Here is a 14402-nt window from a genome sequence, read left to right on the forward strand (position 1 = left end):
AACGTATCGGAGCGTTCGGCCAATTAACACCGTGTGAGCGGCAACGGCACGACGCTGTTGCTTGCGGTAACGCCGGCACAGCGGTGAGCCGTGCCGGCGTTGAATGCTGCCTGCAGAGGTGATGCTTGAGACGGAAGCTTAGACGGCCTTCTTGGCCGAGCGCGACGCTTGTGCTGCAGCTTGCGAAGCTGCCTTCGATGCAGCTGTTGCGGCTGCATTGAAGTTGCTTTCAGCGATTTCGACCGCTTGCTTGGTTGCCTTGTGAACCGTTTCGTACGTGGTGTTGGCGGCGGTGATAGCCGACTTCATCACGGCGACAGCGGTTTCCGAACCAGCCGGGGCATTCTTGGCAACGTTTTCGACGAGCGATTGAACCTTGCGGTTTTGCTCTTCGAATTGCGCTTCAGCGACGCGGGCGAATTCGCCTTGCGTTGCCGAAACGATCTCATACACGTGACGGCCATACGACAGCGCCTTTTCGGCTACCGGCTGTGCAAGGCTTGCCTGCAGTGCCAGCAGTTCCTGCGCGTCTTTCACCGACAGCGCACGTTGAGCATTTTCCTGGCTTTCCGCGAGCGTCGATTTCACGACCTGCAGGTTCAGCTCAACCAGCTTTTCGACGCCCTCGAATGCTTTGGTCGTCAGGCCGAACAGCGTTTCAAAGTTGGCTTTCTGGGCTGCGGCGAATTGCTCAGGGGTCAGCAGAGTCATGGTTTACGCTCCTGGATCGCGGTCTGTCTGTGCGGACCGCATTGGTGGGTGGTGAGACACATTGGTGCGTCCCGCCGGACCGCGATGTATGGTGCATCGCAGCAATGGTTCCCATTTTAGGATGGCTACGACGAATGTCAAGTGTTTTTTGTGCGTCGCACCATATTAAGAAACCACTGATAAAACAAGATGTTATGCGTTGGGCATGACGTTCGCGTGACGCAGGTCAAATTGAGCGCTGCACCGCGCTGGTGCGAACAAAATACTGTATTTATTGCCGCGTTGTCGGGCATTTCGACCTCCCATCACACGCCAGCAAGGGAAGCCGGTAACATCCGACAATTAACAAAACGCCGCAAATGCAAATCGATGTAAACCGGAAAGTGTCACGGAACGTTAATGACTGAATCCGGTCGAATGCGCGTTGGCGGTTTCCAGTGGACGTTTAACACGCCCGTGGATCGATCCCAATTTCGTACTGTTGCACTGGCAGCGTCCGTCCGCCCGTGCTCTGACCGTATTTCCCCTGATCAAGGTTGTCTCGAAATTGCCGTTATGCTGGAAGAATCACCTCGATTCTGGCGTATGGCGGCAGCCGCGAGGCGAAACGCCTGGGCGATCGTTTTTTTCGATCGAGGCGTGGCACTTATTCGTGTTTTTGCGATCGGAGCTTACAAGCCGGTTTAAGGAGCGCGTATAAGTGCTTCAAATTGCTAATTTTTCGTTGTTTTACTACACTTGCGGAAAACCTCTCGCCGCTCCCTACCGAACACCCATGAAAACCGACATGTTTTCGTCGCTAAAAGTGATCCACGGCGCGGCCCGCAGCACCGCTCTGTCGGTGGCCGCCTCCATGGTCATCGCAGCGGCGTTCGCCACGCCTGTGAGCGCTTTTGCCGCCACGCCCGCTGCACCTGCAAAAACCTCCAAACACGCGAAAGCAGCCAAAAAGCCGGCTGCCGCCCCCGCCAAGGTGTCGAAGGCATCGAAAGCGGCGGCTGCAAAGTCGGTCGCCGCTGAGGACGACGCGCCACGCGCGGGCGTCAAGCGCAAGCGCGTAACCTATACGTCGAATGGCCGTCACCACTCGGTGGTGCGCCGTGTCGCGTATGAACCGCGTTCGCCGAGCGTCGGCCAGGCTTTCGGCCTGCACGAAACGCCGGACGCGCTCATGCTGCGATCCAGCGTCGCCTACGTGATCGATCAGAACTCCGGGGAACCGCTGTTCGACAAGAATTCGCGCGCCGTGGTGCCGATCGCGTCGATCACGAAGCTGATGACGGCGATGGTGGTGCTCGACTCGAAAGAGCCGATGACCGACCAGATCGAAGTCACCGACGAAGACCGCGACTACGAAAAGAACACCGGCTCGCGTCTGTCGGTGGGCTCCGTGCTCTCGCGTGAAGACATGCTGCATATCGCGCTGATGGCATCGGAAAATCGCGCGGCGGCAGCGCTGTCGCGTTACTTCCCGGGCGGCCGTCCCGCCTTTCTCGCGGCCATGAACGCGAAGGCCAAGCAACTCGGCATGACCGACACGCACTTTGAAAACCCGACGGGTTTGACGAGCCAGAACGTATCGAGCGCGCGTGACCTCGTGAAGATGGTCAACGCCGCGTATCAATATCCGGTGATTCGCAAGTTCTCGACCGATCACAGCTATGAGGTGTACACCGGCAAGCGTTCGCTGGCGTACAACAGCACGAATGCGCTGGTGCGTAACCCGACCTGGGACATCGGTCTGCAAAAGACCGGCTTCATCAACGAAGCGGGTGAGTGCCTCGTCATGCAGGCGACCATTCACGGCCGTCCGATGATCATGGTGCTGCTCGACTCGTCGGGTAAGTACTCGCGGTTCGCGGACGCAACGCGTCTGCGCACGTGGCTGGACAACGGCGGCGACCAGCCGCGCATTACCAGCGCGGACGCCGGCGGTTCGGGTACCTGAAGCGGCTCGTGAGCGGCCGGTTTCCGGATCGGCCCGTACAAAAAAGCCTCGCAAATGCGAGGCTTTTTTATTGCGCTGAAAGTCAGGCGCCGGCTTACGCGTGATGGCTATGCGAATGGTCTTGCGCCGGTTGCGGCCGGTAGCCGAGCGACTCGGAGATCATCAGCGCGGTCTGGCTGAGTTGGCCAAGCCAGGAGTCCTGCAGACGGTCTGCCGGCGCGGACAGCGACAGACCGGCGACCAGCTTGCCGGTGTCGTCGTAAATGCCGGCGGCGATGCAGCGCACGCCGAGTTCCAGTTCTTCGTTATCACGCGCGCAGGCCTGCTGACGCACGTGCGAGAGTTCGCGCTCCAGTTTCGTCAGGTCGGTGATGCTGTTCTGCGTGTGGCCCGACAGGCCGGTGCGGGTGGCGTACGCCCGCACGCGCGTGGATTCGTCTGCGGCGAGGAACAGCTTGCCGACCGACGTCAGATGCAACGGCGCCCGCCCGCCGATGGCGCGCACCACCTGCATGCCGGAACGCTCGGAATAAGCACGCTCGATATAGACGATCTCATCACCCTGACGTACCGACAGGTTCACCGTCTGGCCGGTCTGGCGATGCAATTCACGCATCGGCGTGAGCGCCGCGTCGCGTACCGACAGGCGGGCTTTCACCAGATTGCCGAGCTCGAGCAGGCGCATGCCCAGACGGTAAGTGCCGGGGTCGGACCGGTCCACCAGCCGGCACATCACCATGTCGTTCAGGATGCGGTGGGCGGTGGAAGGGTGCAACTCGGTGCGGATGGCGAGTTCTTTCAGGCTGACCGGGTCGCTATGCGCAGCAAGGGCATCGAGCAAGCGCATCATGCGTTCGATCACCTGGATCGAAGTCTTGGGATCCGGGTTCGTATCGCTCATGGGGAGGAATCGGTTGACGCGTCAAACAGCGGAAATTGATTGTATCCCGTATTGTGAAAAAAAAGAAAGCGGTTGGAGGCGCTATTCCAATCAGATTTGATCTGTGTCCTATGCCTTCCGGCCGTTGGTATTGTGCGCCAAACAGCGGATAATCAGGGACGTTTTCCCGAAGGAGGGCTCATGCGAGTCGGATTGTTCGTTACCTGCCTGATCGACCTGATGCGTCCCGAGATCGGGTTTTCGGTCATCAAGCTGATCGAAGCCGCGGGTTTCGAGGTGATGGTGCCACCTGCCCAAACCTGTTGCGGGCAGCCGGCCTATAACTCAGGGGAGCGGCGCATCGCGCGCGATCTGGCCGAGAAAACGCTGCGCGAGTTCGAACAGTTCGATTACGTCGTGGTGCCGTCCGGTTCGTGCGGCGGCATGATCCGCACGCATTACGGCGACCTTTTCGCCGACGATCCCGAACTGATGAACCGCTTCGGCCGCCTGCGCGCCAAAGTGTTCGAACTGACCGACTTCCTCGTGAATGTGGCCAAAGTGCAGTTGCAGCCGGGTGAGTTCGCGGGTCGCGTCACGTATCACGATTCCTGCTCAGGGTTGCGCGAATTAGGCGTGAAAGCGCAGCCCCGCGCGCTTTTGGCGCAGGTTGGCGTGACGGTGAGCGAGATGAAGGACTGCGAGCATTGCTGTGGCTTCGGCGGCACGTTCGCGCTCAAGTACGGCGAAATTTCCACGGCGATCGTCGACGAAAAATGCGCGAATATCCGGGCGAGCGAAACCGGCACGGTGGTGCTCGGCGACCTGGGCTGCATGCTGAATATCGAAGGCCGTTTGCGGCGTACCGGCGACGTCACCACGCGGGTGCTGCACATCGCCCAGGTACTGGCCGGCGACGTGTAATGCTGCTCGCCGCATTCCCGCCGTTTCAGATTCGCGCTTCAGCTTTCAGGCGCGTTTTGCCCGATTCCGCATAAGGCCGCCATGCAAGTCCAATCCATGCAATTCAAGGCGCGCGCTGGTCAAAAGCTCGCCGATCAGCGCTTGCAGCAGAACCTGACCAAGCTGTCGACCAAATTCGTCACGTCCCGCGCCTCGGCCATGACCGAGATTGACTTTCCGGCCACGCGCGCCGCGCTGAAGGAGCGCCGCAATCGCGCGCTGGACAATCTCGACGTGTGGCTGGAAACCTTCGAGCGCGAGGCGGCCCGGCGTGGCGTGACCGTCCTGTTCGCCGAGACGACCCAGGAGGCAGCGCGGCTCGTCGGCGACATTGCCCGTCGTCACGAGGTAAAGAAGGTGATCAAGACCAAGTCGATGGTCACCGAAGAAATGCGCCTGAACGAAGTGCTCGGGCAAATGGGCGTGCAATCCATCGAAACGGATCTGGGCGAGTACATCCTCCAGATCAACGACAACGAGCCGCCGAGCCACATCATCGCGCCGGTCGTCCACAAAGATAAGGACGAAATCGCCGAATTGTTCGCAAAGACTCACAACCGGCCGCGCCTGACCGAAATCACCGACATGACGCGCGAAGCGCGCGAGATTCTGCGTCCGCATTTCATGACGGCGGACATGGGTGTGACAGGCGGCAATTTCGTGGTGGCGGAAACCGGCTCGGTCGTGCTGGTCACGAACGAGGGCAATGAAGGCATGTGCACGGTCATGCCACGCGTGCATGTGGCCGTGACCGGTATCGAGAAAGTATTGCCCACGCTCGAGGATCTGGCTACGGCCATGCGTCTGCTGCCGCGCTCGGCGACCGGGCAAGCGACCTCGAACTATTTTTCCGTGTTGACCGGGCCGCGCGGCGAGGGCGATCAGGACGGTCCCGAACATATGTACGTAGTGCTCGTCGACGGCGGGCGCACGGGGCTGATCGGCGGCGACTTCCAGGAAATGTTGAGGTGTATCCGCTGCGGCGCGTGCATGAACCACTGTCCGGTGTACCAGAAGGTCGGCGGCCACGCGTACGGCTGGGTGTATCCAGGGCCGATGGGTTCGGTGTTGACCCCAAGCTATGTCGGTATCGACAAGGCATTGGATTTGCCGCAGGCCGCGACCTTGTGCGGCGAGTGCAATAGCGTGTGCCCGGTGGGGATCCCGCTATCGGATCTGTTGCGCAAGCTGCGCGAGAAGCAGGTGGAGCGGCGGCTGCGCCCCTGGAAAGAACGCGTGGGGCTCGCCGTGTGGGGTTTTCTGGCGCTGCATCCGGATGCTTATGCGCTCTTTACGAAGCTGGCCGTGCGGGTGCTGGAGCGCATGGGTGGCACGAACCGGTCGATTGCCAGGCTGCCGTTAGGTGGCGCGGGCTGGACCGATACGCGGGATATGCCCGCGCCGGTCGGACGCACGTTCAGGGAGTTGTACGCCGCGCAACGCAGTCATATCGGCTGAGCGGATCGCAGCAGGCAGGGTGCGGTGTCGTAGTTCCGGAGTCTCGCGGCATTGGGCGCGAGCCGTAAATTCCGGCATCGCGCTGTCTGATTGCTCATGTCGCGTTCTGGCTGGCGCTTCGAATGAACTCAGCCAGAGTCGCAGAAGTGGCTCCCGTGCGCTCCCGTGGCCGTCAATTGCAGCGCTGTTGCCTGGCGGATTCGCACGCCCGCGTCGGAACTCCAACGCGAACGCTTGACTCAGTGGTCCGTCATCTGACCGGACTGTCGGCCCGGCACCCCGCGCACGGGTGCCGCATTGTTGCCGTTGCCATGGCCGCCGTTGCCTGCCTGTTGCGGCGGCGGAGGAGGTGGCGGCGCGCCGGCTCCCGGGCGCGGCGCATTCGATCCGCTCGGCCCCCGCGGTCCGCCCGCCGCGCCTTGTGGCGGTGGTCCGCCGTGCGATCCACCGCCACCGGGCTGGCCATGCCAGCCGCCGTTGTCGCCGTGGTTGCCGTTATTTCCATAGTTGCCGTTGTGCGGCCGGTCGTGGTCGGGATAGCCGCCATAGCCGGGTCCGGGGCCGTAATAACGTCCCGGGCCGCCGTAGTAGCCCGGTCCCGAGTAGTTGCCGTAGCCCATGTAGACGTTGGTTTGCGGCACGACCGGCACGCCGGTGGCGTATCCGTCGTACCCGTCATAGGCGTTATAGCCGTTGTATCCGCCATTGGCATTGCCGTACATCGGCGTGCCGTCCGGGTACACCGCACAGCCGCCGAGCAGGGCGGCGACCGCGAGACAGACGATTGGTGCGAAGCGTTTCATGTGAGATAGACCAGTACGAGGGCATGTATTTAAGACCGCTATTATCGCCATCCGTCACAAGAGCTTTGTATGCGTTTGTAAGGATTTCTTTTTCCGGTCGCAAGCCGCGCGCCCGCGACGCGCGCCGCAAACAGCCGATCGACTGTTTCATTGAGAGCAACGATCTGTCTCGCGGCGTTGGGTTTTTCCCGATTGCGTATTCCTATAGGATTTGGACTGGGCATAGTGGGCTACAAGCTCATCCGCCCACAATCGGAAGAAACGACATCATGAAAAAGACAATATCGGTGTACTGGCCACTAGCCATCGTTGTGCCGCTCGCTGCGGCTGCCTATCTGCACATTTGCGGAAACACCGCATCGCACGCGTCGCAAGCCCCGCTCGCTGCCGATCAACTGACGGCTGAACTCGCTCGCGCAGTCTCGTACGGCATGGTCGATGCCGCCTCGGCGCTGCCGGCGAAACCGATGCGAGCTGTCACCGCGATGCCGCTCGCGGAAGCGTCGTAAACACCGAAGGTAAGCACAAGGTACGCGCGACCGCAGCGGCGCAAGTGGGATCGCCGCGTAGCGCCGCGCCATCCCAAACTGCCGCGCGCCGGGCTTCCGGCGAAATTCCGGCCGGCTTTGTATAATCGCGGCACCTGTTTGCTAACCGTCGGCCGAAGCGCTGGCGCGCCGGAAAAGCCTCTGATGAAAACCGTGTCGATCTGCTTTGTCTGCCTCGGCAACATCTGCCGTTCACCGACTGCGGAAGGTGTGATGCGCCATCTGGTGAGCGAGGCGAAGCTCGCGGAGCGCATTCTGATCGATTCCGCAGGCACGGGCGACTGGCACATCGGCGAGCCGCCTGACGAGCGCGCGCAGCACGCGGCCGGCCGGCGCGGGTATGAACTAGCCGCGTTGCGCGGCCGCCAGATCGCCGCTGCGGACTTCGAGCGTTTCGATCTGCTGATCGCAATGGACGACAAAAACGTCGCCGCCCTGCGTCAGGTCTGCGCGCCAGAGCAGCACGACAAGATTCGTCTGCTGATGGAGTTCGTGCCCGAGGCGGACGTCCGCTGGGGCGGCGCCCGCGAAGTCGTGGATCCGTATTTCGGCGGCGCGGAAGGTTTCGAGCAGGTGCTGGATCAGTGCGAAGCGGCCTGCCGTGGCCTGATCGCGGCGTTGCGCCCGCACTTGCTGGCTTAAGCGTTTGGCGGCCGAGGGCGTTAGTGCGCCGAGCCTATCTCGCAATTAAGCGAATGACCCAAATCGCGATAGGGATACTTGACTAAATCGCTCATGTATTTATACTTGACAAAACTTGTCGAGAATTGCGGTTCCCCTACATATGAGACTCACCACGAAAGGCCGTTTCGCCGTCACGGCGATGATTGACCTGGCGCTGCGCCAGGAGCAGGGCCCGGTGACGCTTGCGGGTATCAGCCAGCGCCAACATATCTCCCTGTCGTACCTCGAGCAGCTGTTTGGCAAGCTGCGTCGTCATGAAATCGTCGAGTCCGTGCGCGGACCGGGCGGTGGCTACAATCTGGCCCGTCGCTCTGAAGACGTGACCGTGGCCGACATCATCATCGCGGTCGACGAGCCGCTCGACGCCACCCAGTGCGGCGGCAAAGGCTCCTGCGAGGGTACCAAGCAGCACGACGGCCACTGCATGACGCATGAACTGTGGTCCACGCTGAACCAGAAAATGGTCGAGTACCTCGATTCGGTCTCCCTGAAGGATCTGGTCGACCAGCAGCGTTCGCGCGAAGGCGCGCCGGCCGTATTGCGCGACAGGCGCAACGAGGCGCCAGCGGTCGAACCTGTCCGCGTGGCGCCGAAAGGGCCGAATTCCGTTTTCAACATGGCCGGTTCCTAGGCGCGGTATCGAGCAGAAACCGCAGCCTGATCAGAAACCCAGAAGCCAGAGCACATGACGTCCCCGGAGCAATTGATGAACAACGACACTCTCCATCTGCCCATCTACATGGACTACAGCGCGACGACGCCGATCGATCCGCGCGTGGTGGACAAGATGATTCCGTATCTGCGCGAGCAGTTCGGCAACCCCGCATCGCGCAGCCACTCGTATGGCTGGGACGCGGAGCGCGCAGTCGAAGAAGCGCGTGAGAATGTCGCCGCGCTGGTGAACGCCGACCCGCGCGAAATCATCTGGACCTCGGGTGCCACGGAGTCGGACAACCTGGCGATCAAGGGTGCCGCGCACTTCTACAAGAGCAAGGGTAAGCACATCGTCACGGTGAAGACCGAGCACAAGGCCGTGCTCGACACCTGCCGCGAACTCGAACGCGAAGGCTTCGAAGTCACGTATCTGGACGTCAAGGACGACGGCCTGATCGACCTCGAGAAGTTCAAGGCCGCGCTGCGTCCGGACACGATTCTGGTGTCGGTCATGTCCGTCAACAACGAGATCGGCGTGATTCAGGACATCGAGGCGATCGGCGAGATCACCCGTGAAAAGGGCATTATTTTCCACGTCGACGCCGCGCAAGCCACCGGCAAGATCGCGATCGACCTGCAAAAGCTGAAGGTCGACCTGATGTCGTTCTCGGCGCACAAGACGTACGGACCGAAGGGCATCGGCGCGCTGTACGTGCGCCGCAAGCCGCGCATCCGCATCGAAGCGCAGATGCACGGCGGCGGTCACGAGCGCGGCATGCGCTCGGGCACGCTGGCTACGCACCAGATCGTCGGCATGGGTGAGGCATTCCGTATCGCGCGTGAAGAAATGGCGACGGAGAACGAACGTATCCGCATGTTGCGCGACCGTCTGCTGCGCGGCCTGTCGGAAATGGAAGAGGTATATGTGAATGGCGACATGGAAAAGCGTGTGCCGCACAACCTGAACATCAGCTTCAATTTCGTCGAAGGCGAGTCGCTGATCATGGCGGTGAAAGACGTGGCGGTGTCGTCGGGCTCGGCGTGTACGTCGGCTTCGCTGGAACCGTCGTACGTGCTGCGCGCGTTGGGCCGTAACGACGAACTGGCGCACAGCTCGATCCGCTTCACGGTGGGCCGCTTCACGACCGAGCAGGATGTCGATTACGTGATCAACCTGCTGAAGACCAAGATTTCGAAGCTGCGCGACTTGTCGCCGCTGTGGGAAATGCACAAGGACGGGATCGATATTTCGACGATCCAATGGGCAGCGCACTGATGCGCCGTTTGGATTACGTCGAATCTATCGAATTGCGAATTGCACGAATTGCAGGTTGAAACGAATCAAGGAGTGTCATCATGGCTTATAGCGACAAGGTTCTGGACCATTACGAAAATCCGCGCAACGTCGGTTCCTTCGCGAAGGACGACGATGCGGTCGGTACCGGCATGGTCGGCGCGCCCGCATGCGGCGACGTCATGAAGCTGCAGATCCGCGTGGGCGCGGACGGCATTATCGAAGACGCGAAGTTCAAGACGTATGGCTGCGGTTCGGCGATTGCGTCGAGCTCGCTCGTGACCGAATGGGTGAAGGGCAAGACGCTCGATCAGGCCATGTCGATCAAGAACACGCAGATCGCCGAAGAACTGGCGCTGCCGCCGGTGAAGATCCACTGCTCGATCCTCGCGGAAGACGCGATCAAGGCAGCGGTCGCCGACTACAAGCAACGTCACGGTGAAGCGGTCGTCGCGGACGAGAAGCAACACGCCTAAGCGGCGGTTGCGGCGCGGTTTCAGGTGAATGGAAACGGACGGCGCGAATTCAACGCAACCGTCCGACACGAGCGATATTTGATGCAGGCAGGGTAGCAGCGCGTGAGAAGGCAGACGAACGGCCGGCACGCACTGCGCAATGAGAAACGCTATGGCAATTACGTTGACCGAAAAGGCAGCACAGCACGTCCAGAAGTATCTGACCCGGCGCGGTAAAGGCGTCGGCTTGCGCGTCGGCGTGCGCACCACCGGCTGCTCCGGCTTGGCCTACAAGCTCGAGTACGTGGATGAACTCGCGCCCGAAGACGAAGTCTTCGATTGCAACGGCGTGAAGATCATTGTCGACCCGAAGAGCCTCGCCTATATCGACGGCACCGAGCTCGACTTCGCACGTGAAGGGCTGAACGAAGGCTTCAAGTTCAACAACCCGAACGTGAAGGACGAATGCGGTTGCGGCGAATCGTTCCGCGTGTAATTCCGGACATTTCCGCGTGCAGCGGATCAAAGGCGGCGCGGGCCGCCTTTTTAGTTTGATCCGCGCATTCGCCTGCGCTGCGACGTCGCGACGCCGCCTTCACGCTCCACCGAGCCGAGTTTTTAGACTGCACTCCGGTGCGCTTTCCTGAACGGACTTCTTCTATCCGATGGCCTCGCTGAACGACAGCCACTTCGACCTGTTCGACCTGCCGGCGCAATTCGCGCTCGACGCGGCGGCGCTCGATCACGCCTACCGCACGGTCCAGGCACAAGTGCATCCGGACCGCTTCGCGGCGGCCGGCGACGCGCAAAAGCGCATTGCGATGCAGTGGGCGACGCGCACCAACGAGGCGTATCAGACGCTGCGCGATCCGTTGAAGCGCGCCACTTATCTGCTGCATCTGCGTGGTATCGACGTCGGCGCGGAGAACAATACGGCGATGGAGCCGGCGTTCCTCATGCAGCAAATGGAATGGCGCGAAGGGATCGAAGACGCGGCCGCGGCGAAGAACGTCGACGCGCTCGACGCCTTGCTCACGGAACTGCGCGACGAAGAGCGCATGCGTTTCGACAAGCTAGGCGCGTTGCTCGACAGCGGCGCGAATCAGGCCGCAGGCGAGGCCGTGCGGCAGTTGATGTTCATCGAGCGGGTGGCGTCGGAAATCGGTACGCAGATCGAGCGGCTCGACTCCTAGCGAGCCCGCGCCGCGCGCAGCAGCGGGAGCGCGGCCACGTTCGCCAGCCGAGCCGTAGCTTTATATCCAGCAACGCGAAAATTCAGGACGGGGCCGAGCGGCCCCGAGAAGACCCAGATGGCCTTACTGCAAATCTCCGAACCCGGCATGGCGCCGGCACCCCACCAGCGGCGTCTGGCGGTCGGCATCGATCTCGGCACCACCAATTCCCTCGTCGCCGCCGTGCGCAGCGGCGTGCCCGACGTGCTGCCCGACGAAGACGGCCATGCGCTGCTGCCGTCGGTGGTGCGCTACCTGGAAAAGGGCGGCCGCCGGATCGGCCGTACGGCCAAGGCCGAGGCGGCGAGCGATCCGCGCAACACCATCGTTTCGGTCAAGCGGTTCATGGGCCGTGGCAAGGCGGAAGTGGAAGGCGCCGAAAACGCGCCGTACGATTTCGTCGACGCACCCGGCATGGTGCAGATCCGCACCGTGGACGGCGTGAAGAGCCCCGTCGAAGTGTCGGCCGAAATTCTCGCGACGCTGCGCCAGCGCGCCGAGGACACGCTCGGCGATGAACTCGTCGGCGCGGTCATTACGGTGCCGGCTTACTTCGACGAAGCCCAGCGTCAGGCGACCAAAGACGCCGCGCGTCTGGCCGGCCTGAATGTGCTGCGCCTGCTGAACGAACCGACGGCGGCCGCGATTGCCTACGGCCTCGATAACGGTTCCGAGGGGCTGTACGCCGTGTACGACCTTGGCGGCGGCACCTTCGACCTGTCGATTCTCAAGCTCACCAAAGGCGTGTTCGAAGTGCTCGCGGCGGGCGGCGATTCCGCGCTCGGCGGCGACGATTTCGATCACGCGCTGTATCGCCATGTGTTGGAGCAGGTGGGCATCGCGCCGCAAACGCTCGCACCCGAAGACGTCCGCCTGCTGCTGGACAGCGTGCGTGTGGCCAAGGAGGCGCTGTCGGACGCGCCGGATGCGAAGCTGCAGGTCACGCTCTCGAGCGGCACCCGGGTCGATCTGACGATCGCCGAGGCCACTTTCGAGGCCATCACGCAGGCGTTGGTTCAGCGCACGCTCGGCCCGACGAAAAAGGCGCTGCGCGACGCCAAGGTCACGACGCAAGACATCAAAGGCGTGGTGCTGGTCGGCGGCGCGACGCGCATGCCGGTGATCCGCCGCGCGGTCGAGTCGTTCTTCGGCCAGCCGCCGCTGATCAATCTCGATCCGGATCAGGTCGTCGCGCTCGGCGCGGCGATCCAGGCCGACCTGCTCGCGGGCAACCGCGGCGCGGACGGCGACGAGTGGCTCCTGCTCGACGTGATTCCGCTGTCGCTCGGCGTCGAGACGATGGGGGGGCTGACCGAGAAGATCATCCCGCGCAATTCGACGATTCCGGTCGCCCGCGCGCAGGACTTCACGACCTTCAAGGACGGCCAGACGGCCATGGCGATCCACGTCGTGCAGGGCGAGCGCGAACTCGTCAGCGACTGCCGCTCGCTCGCGCGTTTCGAGCTGCGCGGCATTCCGCCGATGGCCGCGGGCGCCGCGCGCATTCGCGTGACCTACCAGGTGGACGCCGACGGCCTGCTGTCCGTGTTCGCACGTGAGCAGGGCTCGGGGGTGGAAGCGTCGGTGGTAGTCAAGCCGTCCTACGGTCTCGCCGACGACGACATCGCGAAAATGCTCGAAGAGAGCTTCTCGACCGCCGAGGTCGACATGCGGGCACGGGCGCTGCGCGAAGCGCAAGTCGAAGCGCGGCGTCTCGTGGAAGCCACCGACGCGGCGCTCGCCGCCGACGCGGAGCTCCTCGACGACAGCGAGCGCGCCGAACTCGACACGCTGCTCGATGCATTGCGCAATGTCGCGCAGAGCGACGACGTGGATGCAATCGAAGCCGCCACGAAAACCCTCGCTGAAGGCACCGACGAATTCGCCGCCCGCCGCATGAACAAGGGCATTCGCCGCGCGCTTGCCGGCCGCAAGCTCGACGAGATCTGAGCGAGAGCTGAGCCTTGCTGCAGCGGTACGCGGCCTGCTTTGTCCGCCGCTGCAAAAATTCGAATCGCGCCGCGTGGACTTAAAAAGTCCTCGCGTCGCCAGTAAAATGGTACGGAGCCTGTTTGAGGCCGCCGTGCCTCAGACCCAAACGGAAAATGTATGCCTCAAATCGTTGTGCTGCCTCACGTCGAACTGTGCCCGGAAGGCGCGGTGATCGATGCCGTGCCCGGCAAGAGCATTTGCGACAGCCTGCTCGAGCACGGCATTGAAATCGAGCACGCGTGCGAGAAGTCGTGCGCCTGCACGACCTGCCATGTGATCGTGCGTGAGGGTTTCGCCGCCTTGACGCCATCCGAGGAAGACGAGGACGATCTGTTGGACAAGGCATGGGGGCTCGAACCGACCTCGCGCCTGTCATGCCAGGCCATGGTGCCGGCCGAGCAGGATCTGGTTGTCGAAATCCCTCGCTACTCGATCAATCACGCGAAGGAAAACCACTAACAGGAGGATGCAGCCATGAAGTGGACCGATACGCAAGACATCGCGATGGCCCTGACTGACAAGCACCAGGACATCGATCCGCAACAGGTGCGCTTCACCGACTTGCACCGTTGGGTTACCGAACTGGAAGGATTCGACGACGATCCTAACCGTTCGAACGAAAAGATCCTCGAGGCGATTCAGGCTGCATGGATTGAAGACGCGGATTACTGAGCGTCACTGAGTTTTCCGGCGCCGGCCGGCTTTCTGCTCGCGCCTCCGGTTGCGGCAAAGAAAAAGGCGATTCCATTGGAATCGCCTTTTTTGCGTCTATCGAAAACG

Annotated in this window: 16 protein-coding genes; 13 read left to right on the forward strand and 3 right to left on the reverse strand. The window is 62.1% G+C overall.

Annotated features, from left to right (window positions below; genetic code table 11):
• Window positions 1–138 precede the first annotated feature (138 nt).
• Complete coding sequence (locus AC57B1_RS37270; RefSeq protein WP_007181275.1) at window positions 139–711, reverse strand: phasin family protein; 573 nt, start codon at window positions 709–711, stop codon at window positions 139–141.
• 775 nt (window positions 712–1486) lie between these two features.
• Here AC57B1_RS37270 and pbpG point away from each other — a divergent pair.
• Complete coding sequence (pbpG, locus tag AC57B1_RS37275) at window positions 1487–2659, forward strand: D-alanyl-D-alanine endopeptidase (protein WP_091792883.1); 1173 nt, start codon at window positions 1487–1489, stop codon at window positions 2657–2659.
• Between the two features lie 94 nt (window positions 2660–2753).
• On the opposite strand, the gene AC57B1_RS37280 is transcribed toward pbpG, so the two are convergent.
• Window positions 2754–3560 carry an IclR family transcriptional regulator gene (locus AC57B1_RS37280; protein ID WP_091792884.1) on the reverse strand — a complete coding sequence of 269 codons (807 nt, stop codon included), beginning with the start codon at window positions 3558–3560 and terminating at the stop codon, window positions 2754–2756.
• Window positions 3561–3740: 180 nt separating this feature from the next.
• Between AC57B1_RS37280 and AC57B1_RS37285 the strand changes: the two genes are divergently transcribed.
• Together AC57B1_RS37285 and AC57B1_RS37290 are read left to right on the forward strand one after the other, a co-directional pair.
• Window positions 3741–4463, forward strand: coding sequence for a (Fe-S)-binding protein (locus AC57B1_RS37285; RefSeq protein WP_496420191.1), 723 nt, complete (start codon window positions 3741–3743; stop codon window positions 4461–4463).
• 81 nt (window positions 4464–4544) lie between these two features.
• Entirely contained in the window at window positions 4545–5960 is a 1416-nt protein-coding gene (locus AC57B1_RS37290; protein ID WP_408347719.1) for a lactate utilization protein B, read from the forward strand.
• Between the two features lie 239 nt (window positions 5961–6199).
• On the opposite strand, the gene AC57B1_RS37295 is transcribed toward AC57B1_RS37290, so the two are convergent.
• Entirely contained in the window at window positions 6200–6763 is a 564-nt protein-coding gene (locus AC57B1_RS37295; protein ID WP_408347722.1) for a hypothetical protein, read from the reverse strand.
• 269 nt (window positions 6764–7032) lie between these two features.
• Here AC57B1_RS37295 and AC57B1_RS37300 point away from each other — a divergent pair, with 269 nt between their 5' ends.
• From AC57B1_RS37300 to iscX, 10 genes are all read left to right on the forward strand, one after another.
• On the forward strand, window positions 7033–7272 hold the full coding sequence (locus AC57B1_RS37300) for a hypothetical protein (RefSeq protein WP_091792887.1): 240 nt from the start codon (window positions 7033–7035) through the stop codon (window positions 7270–7272).
• A gap of 183 nt (window positions 7273–7455) precedes the next feature.
• The gene (locus AC57B1_RS37305; protein ID WP_091792888.1) at window positions 7456–7953 is read left to right on the forward strand and encodes a low molecular weight protein-tyrosine-phosphatase; all 498 of its coding nucleotides are present in this window, start codon (window positions 7456–7458) and stop codon (window positions 7951–7953) included.
• A gap of 142 nt (window positions 7954–8095) precedes the next feature.
• Complete coding sequence (gene iscR, locus AC57B1_RS37310) at window positions 8096–8626, forward strand: Fe-S cluster assembly transcriptional regulator IscR (RefSeq protein WP_091792889.1); 531 nt, start codon at window positions 8096–8098, stop codon at window positions 8624–8626.
• Window positions 8627–8701: 75 nt separating this feature from the next.
• Window positions 8702–9925, forward strand: coding sequence for an IscS subfamily cysteine desulfurase (locus tag AC57B1_RS37315; protein ID WP_091792890.1), 1224 nt, complete (start codon window positions 8702–8704; stop codon window positions 9923–9925).
• A gap of 80 nt (window positions 9926–10005) precedes the next feature.
• Entirely contained in the window at window positions 10006–10419 is a 414-nt protein-coding gene (gene iscU, locus AC57B1_RS37320) for a Fe-S cluster assembly scaffold IscU (RefSeq protein ID WP_007181285.1), read from the forward strand.
• Window positions 10420–10570: 151 nt separating this feature from the next.
• The gene (iscA, locus tag AC57B1_RS37325) at window positions 10571–10894 is read left to right on the forward strand and encodes an iron-sulfur cluster assembly protein IscA (protein WP_028199494.1); all 324 of its coding nucleotides are present in this window, start codon (window positions 10571–10573) and stop codon (window positions 10892–10894) included.
• A gap of 169 nt (window positions 10895–11063) precedes the next feature.
• Window positions 11064–11591, forward strand: a complete 528-nt coding sequence (gene hscB, locus AC57B1_RS37330) for a Fe-S protein assembly co-chaperone HscB (protein ID WP_091792891.1) — start codon at window positions 11064–11066, stop codon at window positions 11589–11591.
• Between the two features lie 117 nt (window positions 11592–11708).
• A complete protein-coding gene (gene hscA / locus AC57B1_RS37335) occupies window positions 11709–13580 on the forward strand; it encodes a Fe-S protein assembly chaperone HscA (protein ID WP_496420192.1) in 1872 nt (623 codons plus the stop codon).
• 159 nt (window positions 13581–13739) lie between these two features.
• On the forward strand, window positions 13740–14081 hold the full coding sequence (gene fdx, locus AC57B1_RS37340) for an ISC system 2Fe-2S type ferredoxin (protein WP_091792893.1): 342 nt from the start codon (window positions 13740–13742) through the stop codon (window positions 14079–14081).
• A 15-nt stretch (window positions 14082–14096) separates the two neighbouring features.
• The gene (gene iscX / locus AC57B1_RS37345) at window positions 14097–14294 is read left to right on the forward strand and encodes a Fe-S cluster assembly protein IscX (RefSeq protein WP_007181290.1); all 198 of its coding nucleotides are present in this window, start codon (window positions 14097–14099) and stop codon (window positions 14292–14294) included.
• The last annotated feature ends 108 nt before the right edge of the window (window positions 14295–14402 follow it).

The sequence above is a fragment of the Paraburkholderia sp. BGA-UO-ETr-F21 genome (assembly GCF_059567925.1).

Excerpts from the sequence above, each read along its gene's own strand:
- iscX (WP_007181290.1), top strand. The coding sequence starts at position 14,097 with ATGAAGTGGACCGATACGCAAGACATCGCGATGGCCCTGACTGACAAG.
- hscB (WP_091792891.1), top strand. The coding sequence starts at position 11,064 with ATGGCCTCGCTGAACGACAGCCACTTCGACCTGTTCGACCTGCCGGCG.
- pbpG (WP_091792883.1), top strand. The coding sequence starts at position 1,487 with ATGAAAACCGACATGTTTTCGTCGCTAAAAGTGATCCACGGCGCGGCC.
- AC57B1_RS37295 (WP_408347722.1), bottom strand. The coding sequence starts at position 6,763 with ATGAAACGCTTCGCACCAATCGTCTGTCTCGCGGTCGCCGCCCTGCTC.
- iscU (WP_007181285.1), top strand. The coding sequence starts at position 10,006 with ATGGCTTATAGCGACAAGGTTCTGGACCATTACGAAAATCCGCGCAAC.
- AC57B1_RS37280 (WP_091792884.1), bottom strand. The coding sequence starts at position 3,560 with ATGAGCGATACGAACCCGGATCCCAAGACTTCGATCCAGGTGATCGAA.
- iscR (WP_091792889.1), top strand. The coding sequence starts at position 8,096 with ATGAGACTCACCACGAAAGGCCGTTTCGCCGTCACGGCGATGATTGAC.
- iscA (WP_028199494.1), top strand. The coding sequence starts at position 10,571 with ATGGCAATTACGTTGACCGAAAAGGCAGCACAGCACGTCCAGAAGTAT.
- AC57B1_RS37270 (WP_007181275.1), bottom strand. The coding sequence starts at position 711 with ATGACTCTGCTGACCCCTGAGCAATTCGCCGCAGCCCAGAAAGCCAAC.
- hscA (WP_496420192.1), top strand. The coding sequence starts at position 11,709 with ATGGCCTTACTGCAAATCTCCGAACCCGGCATGGCGCCGGCACCCCAC.
- AC57B1_RS37290 (WP_408347719.1), top strand. The coding sequence starts at position 4,545 with ATGCAAGTCCAATCCATGCAATTCAAGGCGCGCGCTGGTCAAAAGCTC.
- fdx (WP_091792893.1), top strand. The coding sequence starts at position 13,740 with ATGCCTCAAATCGTTGTGCTGCCTCACGTCGAACTGTGCCCGGAAGGC.
- AC57B1_RS37305 (WP_091792888.1), top strand. The coding sequence starts at position 7,456 with ATGAAAACCGTGTCGATCTGCTTTGTCTGCCTCGGCAACATCTGCCGT.
- AC57B1_RS37300 (WP_091792887.1), top strand. The coding sequence starts at position 7,033 with ATGAAAAAGACAATATCGGTGTACTGGCCACTAGCCATCGTTGTGCCG.
- AC57B1_RS37285 (WP_496420191.1), top strand. The coding sequence starts at position 3,741 with ATGCGAGTCGGATTGTTCGTTACCTGCCTGATCGACCTGATGCGTCCC.
- AC57B1_RS37315 (WP_091792890.1), top strand. The coding sequence starts at position 8,702 with ATGAACAACGACACTCTCCATCTGCCCATCTACATGGACTACAGCGCG.